Origin of the sequence: Ochrobactrum chromiisoli (assembly GCF_026241335.1) — a bacterium.
Classification (GTDB): domain Bacteria; phylum Pseudomonadota; class Alphaproteobacteria; order Rhizobiales; family Rhizobiaceae; genus Brucella; species Brucella chromiisoli.
Map to the genome: position 1 here is coordinate 1 of NZ_JAPHAV010000019.1, position 17,204 is coordinate 17,204.

Below are 17,204 nucleotides of genomic sequence, written 5' to 3' on the forward strand. Positions count from 1 at the left end.
GAAAAGCCAATCTCAAAATCTTCGCGGTTCTGGTCTTGGATCGGCAGCGGCGGGGCAGGGGCTGCAATTCCGTTTGTGGACTGGCGTGTCCAGATGGTGCTTGTCGTGTTTGTTCTTGCTCTCACGGCCTATGCAATCTTCACGATGCCACAGGCCAAGGCCAAGCTTGAAAAGCTGGTGGATGCGATATGAGCGTAATCTGGGCGCTAATCCCGAACTGGTTGAAGATCACCGCCGCCGCTGTTCTGGCGGCATTTTTGTGTCTGGCTGCTGGATATGTCGCCGGAAAGCGTGACGGTCGAGCCAGTGCCGAAGCCAAAATCGAAAGACAGAACAATGAAGCGACTGAGAAAGCCCTTGGTGCTGTGCTCAATTATGATGAGTGCATTGACGTTGGCGGGGTGTGGACATTCAGGACCGGCAAATGTGAGCGGCGTCCGTAGCGTTCTTGGAACTGATTTGCTCGGCGCGCGCGGCGCAACTGACACGGATCAGCGAAAGATCGACCGCACAATCGTTCGTGGCTGTGCCGGTGGCGTCTGGTCGAAAGACGAATGCGCAAAGCATGATGAGAAATAAGAGGCATGCCAGTGACAACTGAAGCGGGACAAGACAGAGCCATAGGCCGCGTAGAAGGCAAGCTTGATCAGATCATCAAGGATATGGATCGGGCACGCGATGACCGGAAGCAGCAATATGAAAAGCAGGAAAAGACAGATCGCACCTTAGACGAGGTGATGCGCAAGCTTCAAAGTGTCGATACGCGACTTAGCAATGTTGAGGAACCTGTCGCAGACTTCAACCGTTGGCGCGAGCGTGGGGTTGGGGCAGTCATGCTCGTGTCATTCGCTGCCGCCTCACTTGGTGGACTAGTAGCCGCTTTTGGGAAGAAGCTATGGGCGCTGATGACGGGGTAAAAGGTGAGGGCGAGGAACGGGATTATTGAATGGTTTCAATGTCGTTTTTGGGCTGTAGGTGAGGGGATTTAAGAAGGTTCGTGTTATTGTTATGTATTTGATAATATTAAATAAAAAACGAAATTTTAATGGTTCGAATGGTGGGCGTAACAGGGATTGAACCTGTGACCCCTACAATGTCAATGTAGTGCTCTCCCGCTGAGCTATACGCCCATTCGATGTGGCGCATACACCATATCGCGTTGCGCCCGTCAATGCTCTTTTTGAAGTTTTTTGTCTTTTTCGTGAATAGTTTATCGTATGCCAGGAATGCCACAGGCAGCTCAAAAGCATTGTGCGTCCGTATGGACGCACAAACAGGCGCATTGCTTGTAAAAACCGGTTCCTGTGTTGGAATGGTTTGGTTTAGGCAGCGATCAGCATCTTTTCGATTTCGTTCACCAGATCGCGCAGATGGAATGGCTTGGAAAGCACTTTTGCGTCGCGCGGAGCGTCCGAATCGGGGTTCAATGCAACGGCAGCGAAGCCGGTGATGAACATGATCTTGAGATCCGGGTCGATTTCAGTCGCACGGCGCGCGAGCTCAATACCGTCCATTTCCGGCATGACAATATCAGTGAGCAGCAGCGAAAACGGTTCTTCGCGCAGTCTTTCATAGGCGCTTGCGCCATTGTCGAAATGGGTGACGTGATAGCCTGCTTTTTCCAGTGCTTTCACGAGGAAGCGACGCATATCATTATCGTCTTCAGCTAGCAGAATTCTTTTCATTGGTCCGTCCGAATTTCATGTCGTCCGTTCGCAAGGTGCAGCGAAGATAACGACTCATTTTGCACACTAGAAAACGCGCTTTTGGTAAATATGAAATGAATGCTCGCGCAAATGTTAATTGTTATGGCCACTGTTTGGCAACATGCTGTTATGTGTTACAGCTTTGCACGATTTAAGAGGCCAGCCAATAGGAGGAAAGGTGGTGGCTTAAAATTTGGATATTGCATCGGGCCGGACTAGAATAAGGTGCTACTTTTGGTGCAAATTGATCGGGTGGCGCGCTGTCACAAGGCAATCGAAACGGGTTGACGTATGAGTCTGGAACGCGATTTTCATCTGATCCCCCCTTTTGAGCTTTGCGCGCCTGCGCAGCAGCGCATTCCCTTTGTTTTCAATTCCCCCCATAGCGGCCGCGCCTATCCGCTCTCATTCCTTGAAGAGACGCGTCTCGACCCGCTGGCAATTCGCTATTCGGAAGACTGCTATGTGGATGAACTTTTTGCGACGGTGCCGCGCTTGGGCGCGCCTTTGCTTAAAGCACATTTTCCGCGGGCGTTTCTCGATGTAAACCGCGAGCCCTATGAGCTTGATCCGCGCATGTTCATTGAGCCGCTGCCGCCCTTCGTCAACAGCCAGTCTGCACGCGTGGCAGGCGGTTTGGGAACAGTGCCGCGTCTGGTTGGCGAGGGGCAGACCATTTATTCGGGGCGTATATCGCTGCGGGAAGCTTTTTATCGCATCGAAGATATTTATAAGCCCTATCACCGCGCACTCGATGATCTGCTGAAGTCCACCCATGAGCGTTTTGGCTATTCTGTGCTGATAGATTGCCATTCCATGCCGGGCGGTACGCGCGTGGGCGAACTAAGTGACCGTCCTGATTTCATTATTGGGGATCGTTTTGGCCGTTCATGCAGTGAGCAGCTGACGCAGGCTGCGATGGAGCTTCTTCAGGGGCTTGGCTATACGGTTGCCCATAACAAGCCCTATGCGGGCGGCTTTATCACGGAACATTATGGTCGGCCTGCCCAGTCGTGCTTTGCCCTGCAGATCGAAATCAACCGCAGCCTCTATATGAACGAGCAGAGCTTACAGAAGCTTGTTGGCTTTGACGCACTTTGCGCTGATCTCTATCAGTTTCTGAGTGACCTGACATCTTTGCCGGATGAGCTTCTGGTCATGCCGTCACTCGCAGCGGAATAGGGCTGCCAAAGACGCTGGAAACTCCAAAAGTATCGTAGATAAAAAGAGCCGCGCCCCAATGAAGAAGGCGCGGCCAAAGACTAGGGAGGAAATGCCCCGAAAGGCACCGACAGGACAGCCTGTCTGACCTTTAAGTTATGCTGAAAACCCTGATAGGTCAAGAAATTACGCATAATTTTTGAGCTAAATCTATTTTGCTCAAATTATTTGCATTGTTGGTATGGATTGCATAGGAATGCATCACGTTATGGAAATGGGAGATTGGAATTGCTGATCGACAGGGCATTTTTTTCCGAGGTCGCAGCGGCGGCGGCAGCTGAAACCTTGCCAAGGTTTCGCAGGTTCAACGAGATCGATAATAAATACACTTCGGGATTTGATCCGGTGACGGAAGCCGACCGTTCAGCGGAGCGCGCGATTCGTGCAGTGATCGGGCGCGAGTTTCCAGAACACGGCATTCTCGGTGAAGAATACGGCCCCGAAAATATTGATCGCAGCCATGTCTGGGTTATCGATCCTGTTGATGGAACCCGTGCTTTCATTTCGGGTTTGCCCGTATGGGGAACGCTTGTAGGTCTGACTGTCGACGGCGATGCCAAGGCAGGCATGATGTCTCAGCCTTTTACGGGCGAGTTATTTTATAGCGACGGTGAAGGGTCTTATCTGGTGCGTGATGGCGTCGAGCAGCGTTTAGCTACGCGCTCACAGGCCACTCTTGAAGATGCAACAATGTTCACGACGACGCCTGCGCTCTTCAAAGGCGAATTGCGCAAAGGGTTCGATCGACTGGAAAATTCCGTGCGTCTGTCGCGATATGGCGTCGATTGCTATGCTTTCGCCATGCTTGCGGGCGGCTTCACGGATATTGTTGTTGAAGCAGGCTTGCAGCCCTATGATATTGTCGCGCTGATCCCGATCATTGAACAGGCAGGCGGTGTTGTCACGCAGCGCGATGGGGGGCCGGCAGAGAAGGGTGGCGATATTGTTGCAGCCGCATCTGTAGAGCTGCATCAGGCCGCACTGGAGCTGATCAACAGCTAAATGAGTTGAGTTGGCTCTGTGCTTGCTATTTCTGTTTCCGAATTGCCGGGAATGAAGGCATCAAAGGCAGCCAGAGCCTGCTCACGATAGAAGTCAGCCTCCTGAAGTATCTCGTGGCGGGCACCATCGACGACCACGAGCGAAATATTGCGCGTGCGTGCTACAAAGCGCTCAATCGCCGGTGTGGAAACCACCCGATCATTACCGGCTGCAATAATCAGAACAGGGACAGCCGGTCCCTGATAAAAGTCTGGTCGGTTGATGCGCGATGCGGTTTCAAGCGCGCCTGCAATCCAGCGTATGGTCGGGCCGCCAAGCGCCAGATCGGCATGGCTACGGACAACTTCCATATTGCGCATGAAACGCGCGGGATCACTGGTCAGCGGGTTATTCGCAAAAGGCCGGTTCATCATTTTGCGCCCTGCTGCGGCATAAAGCCTGCCAAAGCCGATCATGCGCAAGGCAATGGTGATGCGGCGCATCTTGTCATCGCTTGATTGCGATCCGCCAAGTCCCATCAAGGGTGCACAAAGCACAATCCGGGTTATGCGTGATGCAAGCTTTGGGATCGACGCATAGGCAATCAGTGCACCTGCTGAATGCGCCAACATATAAAAGGGGGGTGGGCAGTCTGGCAGAACAATGTCAGTGAGAAACTGATCAAGATCATTGGTGTAATCGCTAAAGCGGCCCACATAGCCGCGAAAGCGGTCTTTGAGCAGCCTGTGCGATCCGCCTTGGCCGCGCCAGTCGAAGGTCGCGACATGGAAGCCGCGGTTTGTCAGGTCGGATATGGTTTCGAAGTATTTTTCGATAAACTCGTTGCGGCCTTGTAGCAAAACGATCGTACCACGCGATGGTTTTGTCGGTGATTTCACCAGTGCATAACGCAGACTCTTGCCGTCCCGCGTTTTGAACATGCCAGATTGTGTGCCCGCCGGTATGGGGTTGGCGTTGGTCTCAAAAAGAAAATCTGGCATTTCACTCGTGTGCCCAGGTTCGATATTCTAAGACCATTATAGCGGGCTAAACTATTACAAAAAGTAACCGGAAGCCTGAACGCAGACTTCCGGTTCAGAAAACAACCTGTGCAAGGGACGTTACCCAGGTTGAACTGTTTGATACTTACCAGCCGCGCCCGGCGCGGCGCTCATCAAGAATGCGACCGCTGAACGCATCAACCACCACGATGACACGGCGACCGTTGGGGCGCGTGGCTTTAACGAAATAGGCGCCGCGATCTCGGCGTATATCGCCGACATCATAACCGCGGCGTTCAAGCGAGCGGGCGATGCGGCGCGGACTGATGATTTCGCGACGCATGGCTTCATCGCCCCAGCCCGGTCCGCGGCCTGGGCCTCTGTCTGGACCATCCCAACCGGGACGCGGTCCGCCGCGGGGCGGCATCGGCGGACGATAACCATCATCGTCATAGTACTGGGTCTGTATAAGCAGACCATTATTGGCTGCGTAGGACTTTGTCGCGACTCCAGTCGCGATGGTGGCGAGTGCGGCAAAAGCAAGAAGAGCTTTTTTCATAACCGTGATCCTTTGATAAACCCGCCTCTCGGCAGGCATAGTGGGACGATAGCCCCAAGCACCTGAACGCTCGCCGAAGATGATGTTCATTTTTGGTTCATGGGTGGCAAAGACCCCAATTTGCGGCTCCCAAACGATCAGGAGTTATTACGGCAAGTGATAAGCCGTGTAATTTTATCGAATTGTTGACGAAAAGGCATTGTCGGTTTTTTGCGCGGCCTGAAAAAATCGCTCTTGAAATAAAAAAGCAGCATTCCCAAATGAGTTTTGCGGTTGCCGATAACGGGATCGCCGGCACAAAGAATTCGCCAGAATGGGAGTTCTGCCGCCAATATAGTGCATCTTTGTCGCTCTTAAGGAGGGCTTACACATGCGTCACGTTGATTTTTCGCCACTCTATCGTTCCACCGTTGGTTTTGACCGTCTCTTCTCTTCGATGCTCGATACACTCGCATCGCCAGAAGGTTCGCAGTCTTATCCGCCCTATAATATTGAGCGGACCGGTGAGAACACCTATCGCATCACCATGGCCGTTGCAGGCTTTTCGGAAAGCGAACTTGAAATTGAAGCCCATCGCAATCAGTTGACCGTCAAGGGTCAAAAGGCTGAGGACGATGCGTCTGAAACCAGTGAAGTGCTTTATCGCGGCATTGCTTCGCGTGCTTTCGAACGCCGCTTCCAGCTTGCAGACTTTGTTGAAGTAGCCGGTGCAAGCCTTAAAAATGGCTTGCTCCATATTGATCTTAAGCGCGAAATTCCCGAACAGATGAAGCCGCGCAAGATCGAAGTCAGCAAAGCGCCAGTCGGCGATGCGCAGCAGATTGAGACGAAAACCGCTCACTAAACTCTGCTGATATTCATCTATAAGGAAAGCGGCGCCATGTGCGCCGCTTTTTCATTGTTAAGCAATCAGCTTGCCGAACTGATCGATTTCTTCTTCTGTATTGGCAAAGCTTGTCACGAAACGCGCGAAAATCTCGCCTTCACTGATGCGGTTGACTTCAGAATGTGGTGGATTCCAGTCGTAGAAAATTGCGCCAGCTTCCCGCAGGCGATCATAGACCGACTGTTTCATAATCGCGAAAACTTCATTGGCTTCCGGCTTCCATGCAAGACGCATCTGACTGGATACATCGATATGACGGGCAAGGCGCGCAGAAAGCGCATTTGAGTGCTTCGCGAGTTCGATCCAGAGATCATCTGCAAGATAGGCATCAAACTGCGCTGCGATGAAGCGCGTCTTTGAGAAAAGCTGGGCTGCGCGTTTGCGGATGAAAGGCAGGTCGCGTGCGCGGGCAGGGTCCATGAAGACAAGCGCTTCCGCACACCAGCAACCATTTTTGGTGCCGCCAAAGGATACGATGTCGACGCCCTGTTTCCATGTCATTTCGGCAGGCGTCATATCCAGCGACGCAAGAGCGTTGGCAAAACGTGCACCGTCCATATGCAGCGGCAGACCCGCATCGCGGCAAATTTTTGAGATCGTCGCAATATGTTCAGGCTGATAAAGCGTGCCGACTTCCGTGGCCTGCGTAATGCTGACTGCCATCGGCTGGCCTGCATGGACAAAGGCAGGATTAAAGCGCTTGAGTTCGCGCTTGAGCAGTTCAGGATCGATACGACCCATTGCCCCGTCAATCGGATGCAGACGTGCACCGCCGGTGAAATATTCCGGCGCACCGCATTCATCTTCGATCACATGCGCTTCGCGATGCACGAGAGAAACGCCACCGGGACGGTTGACGCTGGCGAGGGCCAAAGAGTTGGCCGCAGTGCCTGTGCCGACAAAGAACACTGCGACTTCGCGTTCGAACAACTCGTTGAAACGCTGTTCCACGCGTTTGTCGATTTCGCTGGCGCCATAGGCAGCAGCAAAACCATTGGCATGCAGCGAAAGGCTTTCAGCGATCTTCGGATGGGCACCAGCCCAATTGTCGGAAGCAAAATGCACGTTGTTCTCCGCTCACAATATGATCATCTATGGGAGGTATATAGACGCAACGGGTTACCGGCGTAAGACCAGTATGCGCGAAAAAGCAGCCGGCCGCTGCCACTTTTAGAAGCTTTTACTGCGTGCAGCGAGGCGCGCCAAACTGACGCAATCAGTCTTTTGCGCAACTAAATGTTGGTCGAACACGTTTCTGCGACATTTTGTTTCGCAATAAGCTCAAAAAAATCAAGTTTCCATCTTGTGAGCGAATTTGAATTCTGTCATACGTAATTAGGACAGCAATGCTGACTAATTGTTCGGCGCTGTCCAATTCAACACTGTGATAGGCTGGTGTCTCGCTGGGACATTTTCTTGTCGCAGAAAGAGAGTGTCGTGCAATCGGACAAACCGGCGGTAGCGGCATTCAATTAAGACAGGGGAGTTTGGTGCGCCGTTCTGGCGGGCTGAGGTCGCTTGTCCGAGCCTGAAAGACTAAGGCGCTTAAACAATATTCCCCCGCGGCGGCTTTGACCGTACGCCCCCGGAACGTCGTCCAACGCCTTTTCGACAAGGCTCCCATACATCTAAACTAAAGCGTATGCCGGAAAACGTGAAACGGTTTTCGGATCAGACGCGCCTCGTAATCAGTTGCGGAACGAATAGTCGTTCCGGTTCATTATCGTAACGCGCGCAGGGTTGTGCGCTCTTTGGAGGAAATGACGATGCCGCATTTGACGCCATCTGTATCGCATGTGGATTTACACAACGGTCAGAACGGAACGTTCAAAGCTGCGACCAATTCCACCAATGCCACCCGAAAAATGCGAACTTCGGCGGGTACACCGCCCGCCCAAGGCCTCTATGATCCGCGCAATGAACGCGACGCCTGTGGCGTTGGCTTTATTGCGCATATGAAGGGCCAGAAGTCGCATCAGGTCGTCGAAAACGGCCTCAAGATGCTTGAAAATCTCACCCATCGCGGAGCCGTTGGCGCCGACCCTCTGATGGGGGATGGTGCAGGCATTCTGGTGCAGATTCCAGATCGCTTCTTTCGTGAAGAATTGGCGCGTCAGGGTATCGATCTGCCGCAGCCCGGCCATTATGCTGTCGGCTATCTGTTCATGCCGCGCGACGCTGAATTGCGTGCGCATATTGAAGAAGTCGTCAAGGAAGTGATTGGCTCGGAAGGTCAAACCTTCATCGGCTTTCGTCAGGTGCCGGTTGATAATTCTTCGCTGTCCAAAGCCCCTGAAATTGCCGCGACTGAACCTTTCCACGTTCAGGTTTTCATCGGCCGTAGCGCAATCATTGAAAGCGACGATGAATTTGAGCGCCGCCTGTTCGTGCTGCGCAAGGTCATTTCCAATCGCATTTATCAAGAAAACGACGGCGACGATAAGGGCTTCTATATTGTCTCCATGTCGGCGCGCACCGTCGTTTATAAGGGCATGTTCCTGGCCTATCAGGTGGGTGCCTATTACAACGATCTGAAAGATCCGCGTTTTGAAAGTGCTGTGGCGCTCGTTCATCAGCGCTTTTCAACCAACACTTTTCCGTCATGGCGTCTGGCCCATCCTTATCGCATGGTCGCTCATAACGGCGAAATCAACACGCTGCGCGGCAACGTCAACTGGATGGCTGCCCGCCAGGCATCTGTGGATTCGGAGCTGTTTGGCAACGACATTTCCAAGCTCTGGCCGATCTCTTATGAAGGCCAGTCGGATACGGCCTGTTTCGATAACGCGCTCGAATTCCTGCATCAGGGTGGCTACAGCCTCGCACATGCGATGATGATGCTGATCCCGGAAGCATGGTCGGGCAACAAGCTGATGTCGGAAGAGCGCCGTGCGTTCTATGAATATCATGCAGCTCTCATGGAGCCATGGGATGGTCCTGCCGCCGTTGCCTTTACTGATGGTCGGCAGATTGGTGCAACGCTCGACCGTAACGGTCTGCGTCCGGCCCGTTATATTGTGACAGACGATGATTTCGTCATTCTGGCTTCCGAAGCGGGCGTTTTGCCTGTCGAGGAAAAAAAGGTCGTCAAGAAGTGGCGTCTTCAGCCGGGTCGTATGCTGCTTATCGATATGGAAGAAGGCCGCATCGTTTCAGATGAGGAAATCAAGTCGCAGATCGCGCAGAAGCATCCCTATAAGCAGTGGTTGGCAAACACGCAGCTCATTCTGGAAGACTTGAATCCGGTCGAACCACGTGCGCTGCGCAAAGATGTGAGTCTTCTCGACCGTCAGCAGTCCTTCGGTTACACGCAGGAAGATACCAAACTTTTGATGTCGCCAATGGCCACCACCGGTCAGGAAGCCATCGGTTCGATGGGGACGGATACGCCGATTTCGGCGATGTCTGACAAGTCGAAGCTGCTCTATACCTATTTCAAGCAGAACTTCGCGCAGGTCACCAATCCGCCGATTGATCCGATCCGTGAAGAGCTGGTGATGAGCCTTGTCTCTTTCATCGGTCCGCGCCCGAACATTTTTGACCTGGTTGGCACCTCGCGCCGCAAGCGTCTGGAAGTGCGTCAGCCGATCCTGACCAATGGCGATCTCGAAAAAATCCGTTCCATTGGTCACACGGAAGACCGTTTTGACACCAAGACGCTCGATATTACCTATAATGTCGGTGAAGGCGCGGCGGGTATGCATGGTGCGATTGAGCGTCTGTGCGACCGTGCGGAAGCAGCGGTTCATGGCGGCTATAACATCGTTATCCTGTCGGACCGTCAGGTTGGGCCGGATCGCATTCCGATCCCGGCGCTCTTGGCAACGGCTGCTGTCCACCATCACCTGATCCGCAAGGGTCTGCGGACTTCGGTCGGTCTGGTTGTTGAATCGGGTGAACCGCGCGAAGTGCATCACTTCGCTTGTCTTGCCGGTTATGGCGCGGAAGCAATCAATCCGTATCTCGCCTTTGATACGTTGCTCGACATGCATCGCCGCCGCGAGTTCCCGCCCGAAGTCGATGAACATGAAGTGGTCAAGCGCTACATCAAGTCGATTGGCAAGGGCATTCTCAAAGTCATGTCCAAGATGGGCATTTCGACCTATCAGTCCTATTGCGGTGCGCAGATTTTCGATGCTGTTGGCTTGCAGACGAGCTTTGTCGATCAGTTCTTCTTCGGCACAGCAACGAGCATCGAAGGCGTTGGTCTTGAACAGATTGCGGAAGAAACCGTGCGTCGTCACACCGATGCGTTCGGCAACGACCCGGTTCTGCTGACAGCACTCGAAGTCGGTGGCGAATATGCCTACCGTATGCGTGGTGAAGCACATCTCTGGTCGCCGGATGCGGTTGCGAAATTGCAGCACGCCGTGCGCACCTCGAACCCGGATACGTTCACAGAATACACGTCCATGCTCGACTCGAAGGCGGCACAGGCAAAGACCATTCGCGGCCTGTTCGATATTCGTTTTGCAGAAGCAAATGGCCGCAAGCCGGTCGCCATCGAAGAGGTTGAGTCCGCAGCCGACATCGTCAAGCGCTTCTCGACGGGCGCCATGTCGTTTGGCTCGATCTCGCGTGAAGCCCATACCACGCTTGCACGTGCGATGAACGCCATTGGCGGCAAGTCGAACACGGGTGAGGGCGGTGAGGAGCCGGATCGTTTCTATCCTCTGCCGGATGGTACGCCAAACCCTGAACGCTCTGCGATCAAGCAGGTGGCATCGGGCCGCTTCGGTGTGACGACCGAATATCTGGTCAACTCCGATCTTATCCAGATCAAGGTTGCGCAGGGTGCAAAGCCGGGTGAGGGCGGCCAGCTGCCGGGCCATAAAGTTGATGCAACCATTGCCAAGACGCGTCACTCGACGCCCGGCGTTGGCCTCATTTCGCCTCCGCCACACCATGACATTTATTCGATCGAAGATCTGGCGCAGCTGATCTATGATCTCAAAAACGTCAACCCAACCGCCGATATTTCGGTCAAGCTGGTGTCGGAAGTGGGTGTCGGTACGGTTGCGGCCGGTGTAGCCAAGGCGCGCGCCGATCACATCACCATTTCGGGCTATGATGGTGGCACCGGTGCATCGCCGCTGACATCGCTCAAGCATGCCGGTTCGCCGTGGGAAATCGGCCTTGCCGAAACCCACCAGACGCTGGTGCTCAATGGTCTTCGTTCGCGCATTGCGCTGCAGGTTGATGGTGGTCTTCGCACTGGTCGTGATGTCATCATCGGGGCGCTGCTTGGTGCCGACGAATTCGGGTTCTCGACCGCTCCGCTGATCGCCGCTGGCTGCATCATGATGCGCAAGTGCCATCTCAACACCTGCCCTGTGGGTGTTGCCACACAGGACCCTGTTCTGCGCAAGCGCTTCAAGGGCACGCCCGAACATGTGATTAACTTCTTCTTCTATCTCGCAGAAGAAGTGCGCGCATTGCTGGCAGAAATGGGCTTTACCAAGCTTGAACAGATCATCGGCGAAACGGAACTGCTCGAAAAGCAGACCATGATTGATCACTGGAAGGCCAAAGGCCTCGACTTCAGCCGTATCTTCTACAAGCCGGAAGCCGAGAAGCACGAAATCTTCTGGACCGAGCGTCAGCATCATCCGATTGAAGATGTTCTGGATCGCCAGTTGATTGCCGAAGCCATGCCAGCGCTGGAAAACAAGACGCCGGTCAAGATTGATGTCGCCATCAAGAACGTCGACCGTTCGGCAGGTGCAATGCTTTCGGGCGAAGTGGCCAAGCGCTTCCGTCATAAGGGTCTACCAGAAGACACCATTGCCGTTACCCTGCGCGGTACGGCTGGCCAGTCTTTTGGTGCGTTTCTTGCCCGCGGTATCTCGTTTGAACTTATTGGTGATGGCAACGACTATATCGGCAAAGGTCTTTCGGGTGGTCGTATTGTCATACGTCCACCGGAAGACACGCGGATCGTGGCTGAAAACTCGATCATCGCAGGCAATACCGTGCTTTACGGAGCGCTTGAAGGCGAGTGCTACTTCCGCGGTGTGGCTGGCGAGCGTTTCGCCGTGCGTAACTCGGGCGCGGTCACGGTTGTCGAAGGCGTGGGTGATCACGGCTGCGAATATATGACGGGTGGCGTGGTTGTCGTTATCGGTCAGACTGGCCGTAACTTTGCAGCCGGTATGTCGGGCGGCGTTGCTTATGTGCTTGATGAAGAAGGTGACTTCGCACAGCGCTGCAACATGGCGATGGTCGAGCTGGAACCGGTGCCGGAAGAAGATGACATGCTTGAAAAGCTGCATCATCACGGTGGCGATCTGATGCACAAGGGCCGTGTCGATGTATCGGCAAACATGACGCGCCACGACGAAGAACGTCTGGTGCAGCTGATTGCCAACCATCTGCATTACACTGGTTCCACGCGTGCCAAGGACATTCTCGATAATTGGGAGAGCTATCGCCCGAAATTCGTGAAGGTCATGCCGGTCGAATATCGCCGCGCTCTGGAAGAGATGGAACGTATGCAGATCGGCGTTGCAGCTGAGTAAAAGTCAAAATCACGACGCGGTGCTTGTGCGCCTGAAATGGCGCACGGCATTGTGAGAGGAGCATGGAATAATGGGTAAAGTTACTGGTTTTCTTGAGATCGACCGGCAGGTAGCAAAGTATCAGCCTGCATCGGATCGTATTCGTCACTTCCGTGAATTCACGCTGCCGATGACGGATGGTGAGGTGCAAAAGCAGGCGGCACGCTGCATGGATTGCGGCATTCCATTCTGTCATGGTGACACGGGTTGTCCTGTTCACAACCAGATCCCGGACTGGAACGATCTCGTCTATAACAACAACTGGGATCAGGCGATCCGCAACCTGCATCTGACCAATAACTTCCCCGAGTTTACCGGTCGGGTGTGTCCGGCACCTTGCGAGGAAGCCTGCACATTAAACCTTGAAGACGCGCCTGTTGCGATCAAGACGGTTGAACAGGCACTGGGCGACAAGGCCTATGAGCTTGGCTATATCGTGCCGCAGCCAGCAGCGCAGAAGACCGGCAAGTCGGTGGCGATTATCGGTTCTGGTCCGGCAGGTCTTGCAGCTGCACAGCAGCTTGCACGCGCAGGTCACATGGTCGATGTGTATGAACGCGAAAGCCGTCCGGGTGGTCTGCTGCGCTATGGCATTCCTGATTTCAAGATGGAAAAGCACCTGATCGACCGTCGGGTTGCGCAGATGGAAGGCGAAGGCGTTCGTTTTCTTTGCGGCGTGAATATCGGTGTCGACAAGCCGCTGCGCGGTCTGCTCGATACCTATGACGCAGTGCTTTATTCGGGCGGTTCTGAAAAGCCGCGTCCGGCTGGTATTCCGGGTGCAGACCTTGAAGGCGTGCATGATGCCATGCCTTATCTCGTGCAGCAGAACCGTCGCGTTGGCCGCGAAAATATTGAATCGGTCGCCTGGCACGAAGCGCCGATCCTAGCCGGAGGCAAGCATATCGTCGTCGTCGGCGGTGGTGATACGGCGTCCGACTGCGTTGGTACGGCTTTCCGTCAGGGCGCGGTCAATGTCACGCAGCTTGATATTCGTCCGCAGCCGCCTGAACGAGAAGACAAGCTCAGCGTCTGGCCTTATTGGGCAACCAAGATGCGCACATCTTCCAGTCAGGCTGAAGGTGCTAATCGCGAGTTTCAGGTGGCAACGCTTGAATTCATCGGCGAAGATGGCAAGCTCACTCATGTGAAGTGCTGTCAGGTTGATGAAAAGCGCAAGCCGATTGCGGGTTCCGAATTCTTCATCAAGGCTGATCTTGCTTTTATCGCCATTGGCTTCTTTGGTCCGGCTGAAAACAGTGTGCTCAAGGAACTTGGAGACAAGCTCGAAATCGCAACGGATCGTCGCGGCGGAACCTCTGTGAAGGCTAACACGCGCAATTATCGCACCAATGTCGATAAGCTCTATGCAGCAGGCGATGTGCGCCGCGGCCAGTCGCTGGTTGTCTGGGCCATACGTGAAGGCCGTCAGGTCGCTCATGCAATCGATGCGGATTTGATGGGGTCGTCAGTTTTACCGCGTTAATTCGAACAGCATTCCAATGAAAAGCCCGGCTTGAAGCCGGGCTTTTTTATCTTTGTGTTAGCTCTTCTGGCGGTTTTTGCGAATTACCAGATAGATTATGCCCAAGAGCACAAACCAAACAGGTGTTATTTTCAGAGCAACCGCCGTATCCGGTTCCTGTGCCAGCGCCCAGAGAATGAAGGCAAAGAAGGCAAAGACCATGGCAACGGCAGCGCGGCCGCCCGGCATTTTGAATGTTGACTTTTCATGCAGATCAGGACGCTTGCGGCGATACTGAAGATAAGAAGCCAGAATAATTGACCAGATGAAGATGAAGAGAAGCGCTGAAATCGTCGTGACGATGGTAAAGGCTTCGATGATGCTCTGGCCTGCATAAAGCAGCACAACGCCTGCAAGAAGGAAGATGCAGGAGAAGAATAGCGCATTCACGGGCACTTTACGGCTGTTCAGCTTGCCGAGCGTCTGCGGGGCGAGACGCGATGTTGCAAGACCATAGATCATACGCGATGTCGAATAGATGCCGGAATTGGCGCTCGATGTTGCAGACGTCAGCACCACGAAGTTCACAACATGGGCGGCAATACCAAGGCCGGCCAGCGAGAACATAGCCACAAACGGGCTTGAGCCTGGATCAACCTGATCCCATGGAATAACTGTGATAATCACGAACAGCGCACCGACGTAGAAAAGCACAACACGGATCGGAATCGAGTTGATGGCCTTTGGCAGGTTGCGCATTGGGTTCTCGGTTTCAGCGGCAGCTGTACCAACAAGCTCAATGCCGACGAAAGCGAAAACCGCAATCTGGAAGCCAGCCACAAAGCCAAAGAAACCTTTTGGGAAGAAGCCGCCATTGGCCCAGAGATGCGTGACCGAAGCCTGCGTGCCGTTCGGCAGCGTGAAATTCGTGATCAGCATATAGGCGCCTGCCAAAATAAGGGCGACGATTGCCACGATCTTGATCAGCGCAAACCAGAACTCGATTTCACCGAAGTTGCGCACATTTGGCAGGTTCAGCAGCAGCAAGACACCAATTAGGCCAAGTGCGGGAATCCACAGAGCCAGATCGGGATACCAGAACGAGACATAGCCCGAGACGGCCACAACATCGGCAATGCCGGTTACAATCCAGCAGAGCCAGTAGGTCCAGCCGGTGAAGAACTGTGCCCATGGGCCGAGATAGTCGCCTGCGAAATCAGCGAATGAACGATATTCGAGATTGGACAGAAGGATTTCACCCAGTGCACGCATCACGAAAAACAGCATGAAGCCGATGATTGCATAAACCAGCAGAATAGATGGTCCGGCGAGCGAGATCGTCTTCCCTGACCCCATGAAAAGGCCCGTGCCGATCGCACCGCCAATGGCGATCAGCTGGAGATGTCGGTTGGACAGGTTGCGTGCAAGATGGGGTTCCTCCTCCCGGTTGTTCTCAACGGGAGGCTTCGATGCAATATTCATTCAGATGCCTCTTATGCAATATAGACGCATGCGCCCAACGTTTTGTCAGGCCGCGTGCATTTGTGATAAACGAGGCCGTCTCAAAAGTGAACTCTGTGAAATTCAACATTTAGGCTTAGAAGTACCGTATATTTCACGGCTTTTCAGCAATATTCCTTTTTGATACGCATTAAATAAGTTGCGTAATCAGGGATTTACGCTAGTGCGCGGCCACGAAAAATCATCGGCTCTTCCCGGCATGGATTTTTGTTCTTTTGCCGACTTTTCTTTATTGGTCTTGTGAGGGGCCAGCGTTCCACCCAGCAAGATACCGCTTTTGTCATGGTCGATATCGCGCAGACTCACCGGCGCGATGCGATCGACGGGCTTGGAAGGGTCTTGTTTTTCCGCAGTTGGCAGCAATTGCTGATTGTCGCGATTGTCACCGAACAGCGCTTTGAGAGGTTTCTCTGCATAGAAAGCGAGCTTGCGCTTGCCTGCCGTGGTGGTGTTGATACCATCATTGCTGCGCAAACGCGCCGTTTGGCCATTAATGTCGAAGCCGGTCTGGCTAAAATTGCCATCCTCATCCACGAAGCCATCCCATACGTCGATAAATTTTCCGCCAGCCCTTTCGGAGGTGGCGCGATAGATCTCATTGAGGGCAAGCATATCCTGCGACATGCCACGGGGGCGAAACGGCGGTTGTCCGACCCAGATCAGCGGATAGTTCTTGTCTGTGATCTGCTTTGTGAAACTGGAAAGGCGGCTTTGATATTCCGCTGTCCACTCGGGTGAGCGCGGGGCAAGATTCTGGCCTTTCGTTGTGATTGCCTGTCGGTCGTTTGAGCCGATCATGGCGACCACCGCATCGGGCTTTTCTTCTTCGAGAATGGTGCCGATATTGGCGGGCCAGTCGAAATGGTCGTCGCGCACAAAGCCGGAGGAGCCATTGATACGCGTTACAATCCGTATGTCGGGATCGTCCGCAAAGGCCACATCAAGCCCTTCTGCAAGACCATTAGCGATAAAGTCACCAACCACGAGGACTCTTTTAGCATCGGGCTTTTTTTCGACGAAATTCACTTCAGGCTGAGGTGCAGGCGCTGGGGCAGGGCGGGTTGCGGAACTTGCAGGCTTCGGCGCGCGCTTCGGTTTTACCGGACGCGTGCGCTTGGGTTTGGGCTGTTCAATTTGTTGCTGGGGCTGTGCCTTTTTTGATCCAAACAGCAGGTCGAAAATCGTGCGTGGGCGTTCCTGTGCCGATGCATGAGAAAGGGCTGTCAGCACCATCGAAAAGGCAATGAACAGCGTCGCCACGATGTTGCCAATCGAATATTTGAACCGTTGTGGCTGCATGGGCCTTA

The 17,204-nt window shown here is 53.7% G+C and carries 14 protein-coding genes, 1 tRNA gene and 1 pseudogene; 9 read left to right on the forward strand and 7 right to left on the reverse strand.

Annotated elements, in window-relative coordinates; genetic code table 11:
* The 4 genes and pseudogenes from OPR82_RS20475 to OPR82_RS20490 form a co-directional block, all read left to right on the forward strand.
* A pseudogene (locus tag OPR82_RS20475) lies at window positions 1–192 on the forward strand (glycoside hydrolase family 19 protein); the annotation flags it as partial.
* Entirely contained in the window at window positions 189–443 is a 255-nt protein-coding gene (locus OPR82_RS20480; RefSeq protein ID WP_265986766.1) for a hypothetical protein, read from the forward strand. The pseudogene OPR82_RS20475 and the gene OPR82_RS20480, both read left to right, overlap by 4 nt.
* Window positions 337–579 (forward strand): lipoprotein, encoded by a 243-nt coding sequence (locus OPR82_RS20485; protein ID WP_265986826.1) that lies wholly within the window; start codon window positions 337–339, stop codon window positions 577–579. Before OPR82_RS20480 ends, OPR82_RS20485 begins: the two co-directional genes overlap by 107 nt.
* Window positions 580–584: 5 nt before the next feature.
* Window positions 585–917: a hypothetical protein gene (locus tag OPR82_RS20490; protein WP_265986767.1), complete on the forward strand. Its 333-nt coding sequence runs from the start codon at window positions 585–587 to the stop codon at window positions 915–917.
* A gap of 138 nt (window positions 918–1,055) precedes the next feature.
* On the opposite strand, the gene OPR82_RS20495 is transcribed toward OPR82_RS20490, so the two are convergent.
* Together OPR82_RS20495 and cpdR are read right to left on the reverse strand one after the other, a co-directional pair.
* A tRNA-Val gene (locus OPR82_RS20495) sits at window positions 1,056–1,130 on the reverse strand.
* 192 nt (window positions 1,131–1,322) lie between these two features.
* Complete coding sequence (gene cpdR / locus OPR82_RS20500) at window positions 1,323–1,685, reverse strand: cell cycle two-component system response regulator CpdR (protein WP_007877205.1); 363 nt, start codon at window positions 1,683–1,685, stop codon at window positions 1,323–1,325.
* 312 nt (window positions 1,686–1,997) lie between these two features.
* On the opposite strand from cpdR, the gene OPR82_RS20505 reads away from it, so the two are divergent.
* Window positions 1,998–2,888: an N-formylglutamate amidohydrolase gene (locus OPR82_RS20505; protein WP_265986770.1), complete on the forward strand. Its 891-nt coding sequence runs from the start codon at window positions 1,998–2,000 to the stop codon at window positions 2,886–2,888.
* Window positions 2,889–3,155: 267 nt separating this feature from the next.
* On the forward strand, window positions 3,156–3,929 hold the full coding sequence (hisN, locus tag OPR82_RS20510; RefSeq protein WP_265986771.1) for a histidinol-phosphatase: 774 nt from the start codon (window positions 3,156–3,158) through the stop codon (window positions 3,927–3,929).
* Here hisN and OPR82_RS20515 read toward each other — a convergent pair.
* Window positions 3,926–4,909 carry an alpha/beta fold hydrolase gene (locus OPR82_RS20515; RefSeq protein WP_265986772.1) on the reverse strand — a complete coding sequence of 328 codons (984 nt, stop codon included), beginning with the start codon at window positions 4,907–4,909 and terminating at the stop codon, window positions 3,926–3,928. The genes hisN and OPR82_RS20515 overlap by 4 nt on opposite strands.
* A 145-nt stretch (window positions 4,910–5,054) precedes the next feature.
* A complete protein-coding gene (locus OPR82_RS20520) occupies window positions 5,055–5,468 on the reverse strand; it encodes an antifreeze protein (protein WP_265986773.1) in 414 nt (137 codons plus the stop codon).
* 370 nt (window positions 5,469–5,838) lie between these two features.
* On the opposite strand from OPR82_RS20520, the gene OPR82_RS20525 reads away from it, so the two are divergent.
* Window positions 5,839–6,312: an Hsp20 family protein gene (locus tag OPR82_RS20525; protein ID WP_265986774.1), complete on the forward strand. Its 474-nt coding sequence runs from the start codon at window positions 5,839–5,841 to the stop codon at window positions 6,310–6,312.
* 57 nt (window positions 6,313–6,369) lie between these two features.
* Here OPR82_RS20525 and OPR82_RS20530 read toward each other — a convergent pair whose 3' ends face one another.
* Window positions 6,370–7,419, reverse strand: a complete 1,050-nt coding sequence (locus OPR82_RS20530) for a threonine aldolase family protein (RefSeq protein ID WP_265986775.1) — start codon at window positions 7,417–7,419, stop codon at window positions 6,370–6,372.
* A gap of 701 nt (window positions 7,420–8,120) precedes the next feature.
* Here OPR82_RS20530 and gltB point away from each other — a divergent pair.
* Window positions 8,121–12,872 (forward strand): glutamate synthase large subunit, encoded by a 4,752-nt coding sequence (gene gltB, locus OPR82_RS20535; protein ID WP_265986776.1) that lies wholly within the window; start codon window positions 8,121–8,123, stop codon window positions 12,870–12,872.
* Window positions 12,873–12,942: 70 nt separating this feature from the next.
* Window positions 12,943–14,397 (forward strand): glutamate synthase subunit beta, encoded by a 1,455-nt coding sequence (locus OPR82_RS20540; protein ID WP_265986778.1) that lies wholly within the window; start codon window positions 12,943–12,945, stop codon window positions 14,395–14,397.
* A 57-nt stretch (window positions 14,398–14,454) separates the two neighbouring features.
* Here OPR82_RS20540 and OPR82_RS20545 read toward each other — a convergent pair whose 3' ends face one another.
* Window positions 14,455–15,858 carry an amino acid permease gene (locus OPR82_RS20545; RefSeq protein ID WP_265986780.1) on the reverse strand — a complete coding sequence of 468 codons (1,404 nt, stop codon included), beginning with the start codon at window positions 15,856–15,858 and terminating at the stop codon, window positions 14,455–14,457.
* A 186-nt stretch (window positions 15,859–16,044) separates the two neighbouring features.
* Entirely contained in the window at window positions 16,045–17,196 is a 1,152-nt protein-coding gene (locus tag OPR82_RS20550; protein WP_396997336.1) for an SGNH/GDSL hydrolase family protein, read from the reverse strand.
* Between the last annotated feature and the right edge of the window lie 8 nt (window positions 17,197–17,204).

What these genes read in the sequence shown, in the direction of transcription:
- gltB (WP_265986776.1), top strand. Translation starts at nt 8,121, where the DNA reads ATGCCGCATTTGACGCCATCTGTATCGCATGTGGATTTACACAACGGT.
- OPR82_RS20540 (WP_265986778.1), top strand. Translation starts at nt 12,943, where the DNA reads ATGGGTAAAGTTACTGGTTTTCTTGAGATCGACCGGCAGGTAGCAAAG.
- OPR82_RS20485 (WP_265986826.1), top strand. Translation starts at nt 337, where the DNA reads ATGAAGCGACTGAGAAAGCCCTTGGTGCTGTGCTCAATTATGATGAGT.
- OPR82_RS20525 (WP_265986774.1), top strand. Translation starts at nt 5,839, where the DNA reads ATGCGTCACGTTGATTTTTCGCCACTCTATCGTTCCACCGTTGGTTTT.
- OPR82_RS20520 (WP_265986773.1), bottom strand. Translation starts at nt 5,468, where the DNA reads ATGAAAAAAGCTCTTCTTGCTTTTGCCGCACTCGCCACCATCGCGACT.
- cpdR (WP_007877205.1), bottom strand. Translation starts at nt 1,685, where the DNA reads ATGAAAAGAATTCTGCTAGCTGAAGACGATAATGATATGCGTCGCTTC.
- OPR82_RS20480 (WP_265986766.1), top strand. Translation starts at nt 189, where the DNA reads ATGAGCGTAATCTGGGCGCTAATCCCGAACTGGTTGAAGATCACCGCC.
- OPR82_RS20545 (WP_265986780.1), bottom strand. Translation starts at nt 15,858, where the DNA reads ATGAATATTGCATCGAAGCCTCCCGTTGAGAACAACCGGGAGGAGGAA.
- OPR82_RS20505 (WP_265986770.1), top strand. Translation starts at nt 1,998, where the DNA reads ATGAGTCTGGAACGCGATTTTCATCTGATCCCCCCTTTTGAGCTTTGC.
- OPR82_RS20515 (WP_265986772.1), bottom strand. Translation starts at nt 4,909, where the DNA reads ATGCCAGATTTTCTTTTTGAGACCAACGCCAACCCCATACCGGCGGGC.
- OPR82_RS20550 (WP_396997336.1), bottom strand. Translation starts at nt 17,196, where the DNA reads ATGCAGCCACAACGGTTCAAATATTCGATTGGCAACATCGTGGCGACG.
- OPR82_RS20490 (WP_265986767.1), top strand. Translation starts at nt 585, where the DNA reads ATGCCAGTGACAACTGAAGCGGGACAAGACAGAGCCATAGGCCGCGTA.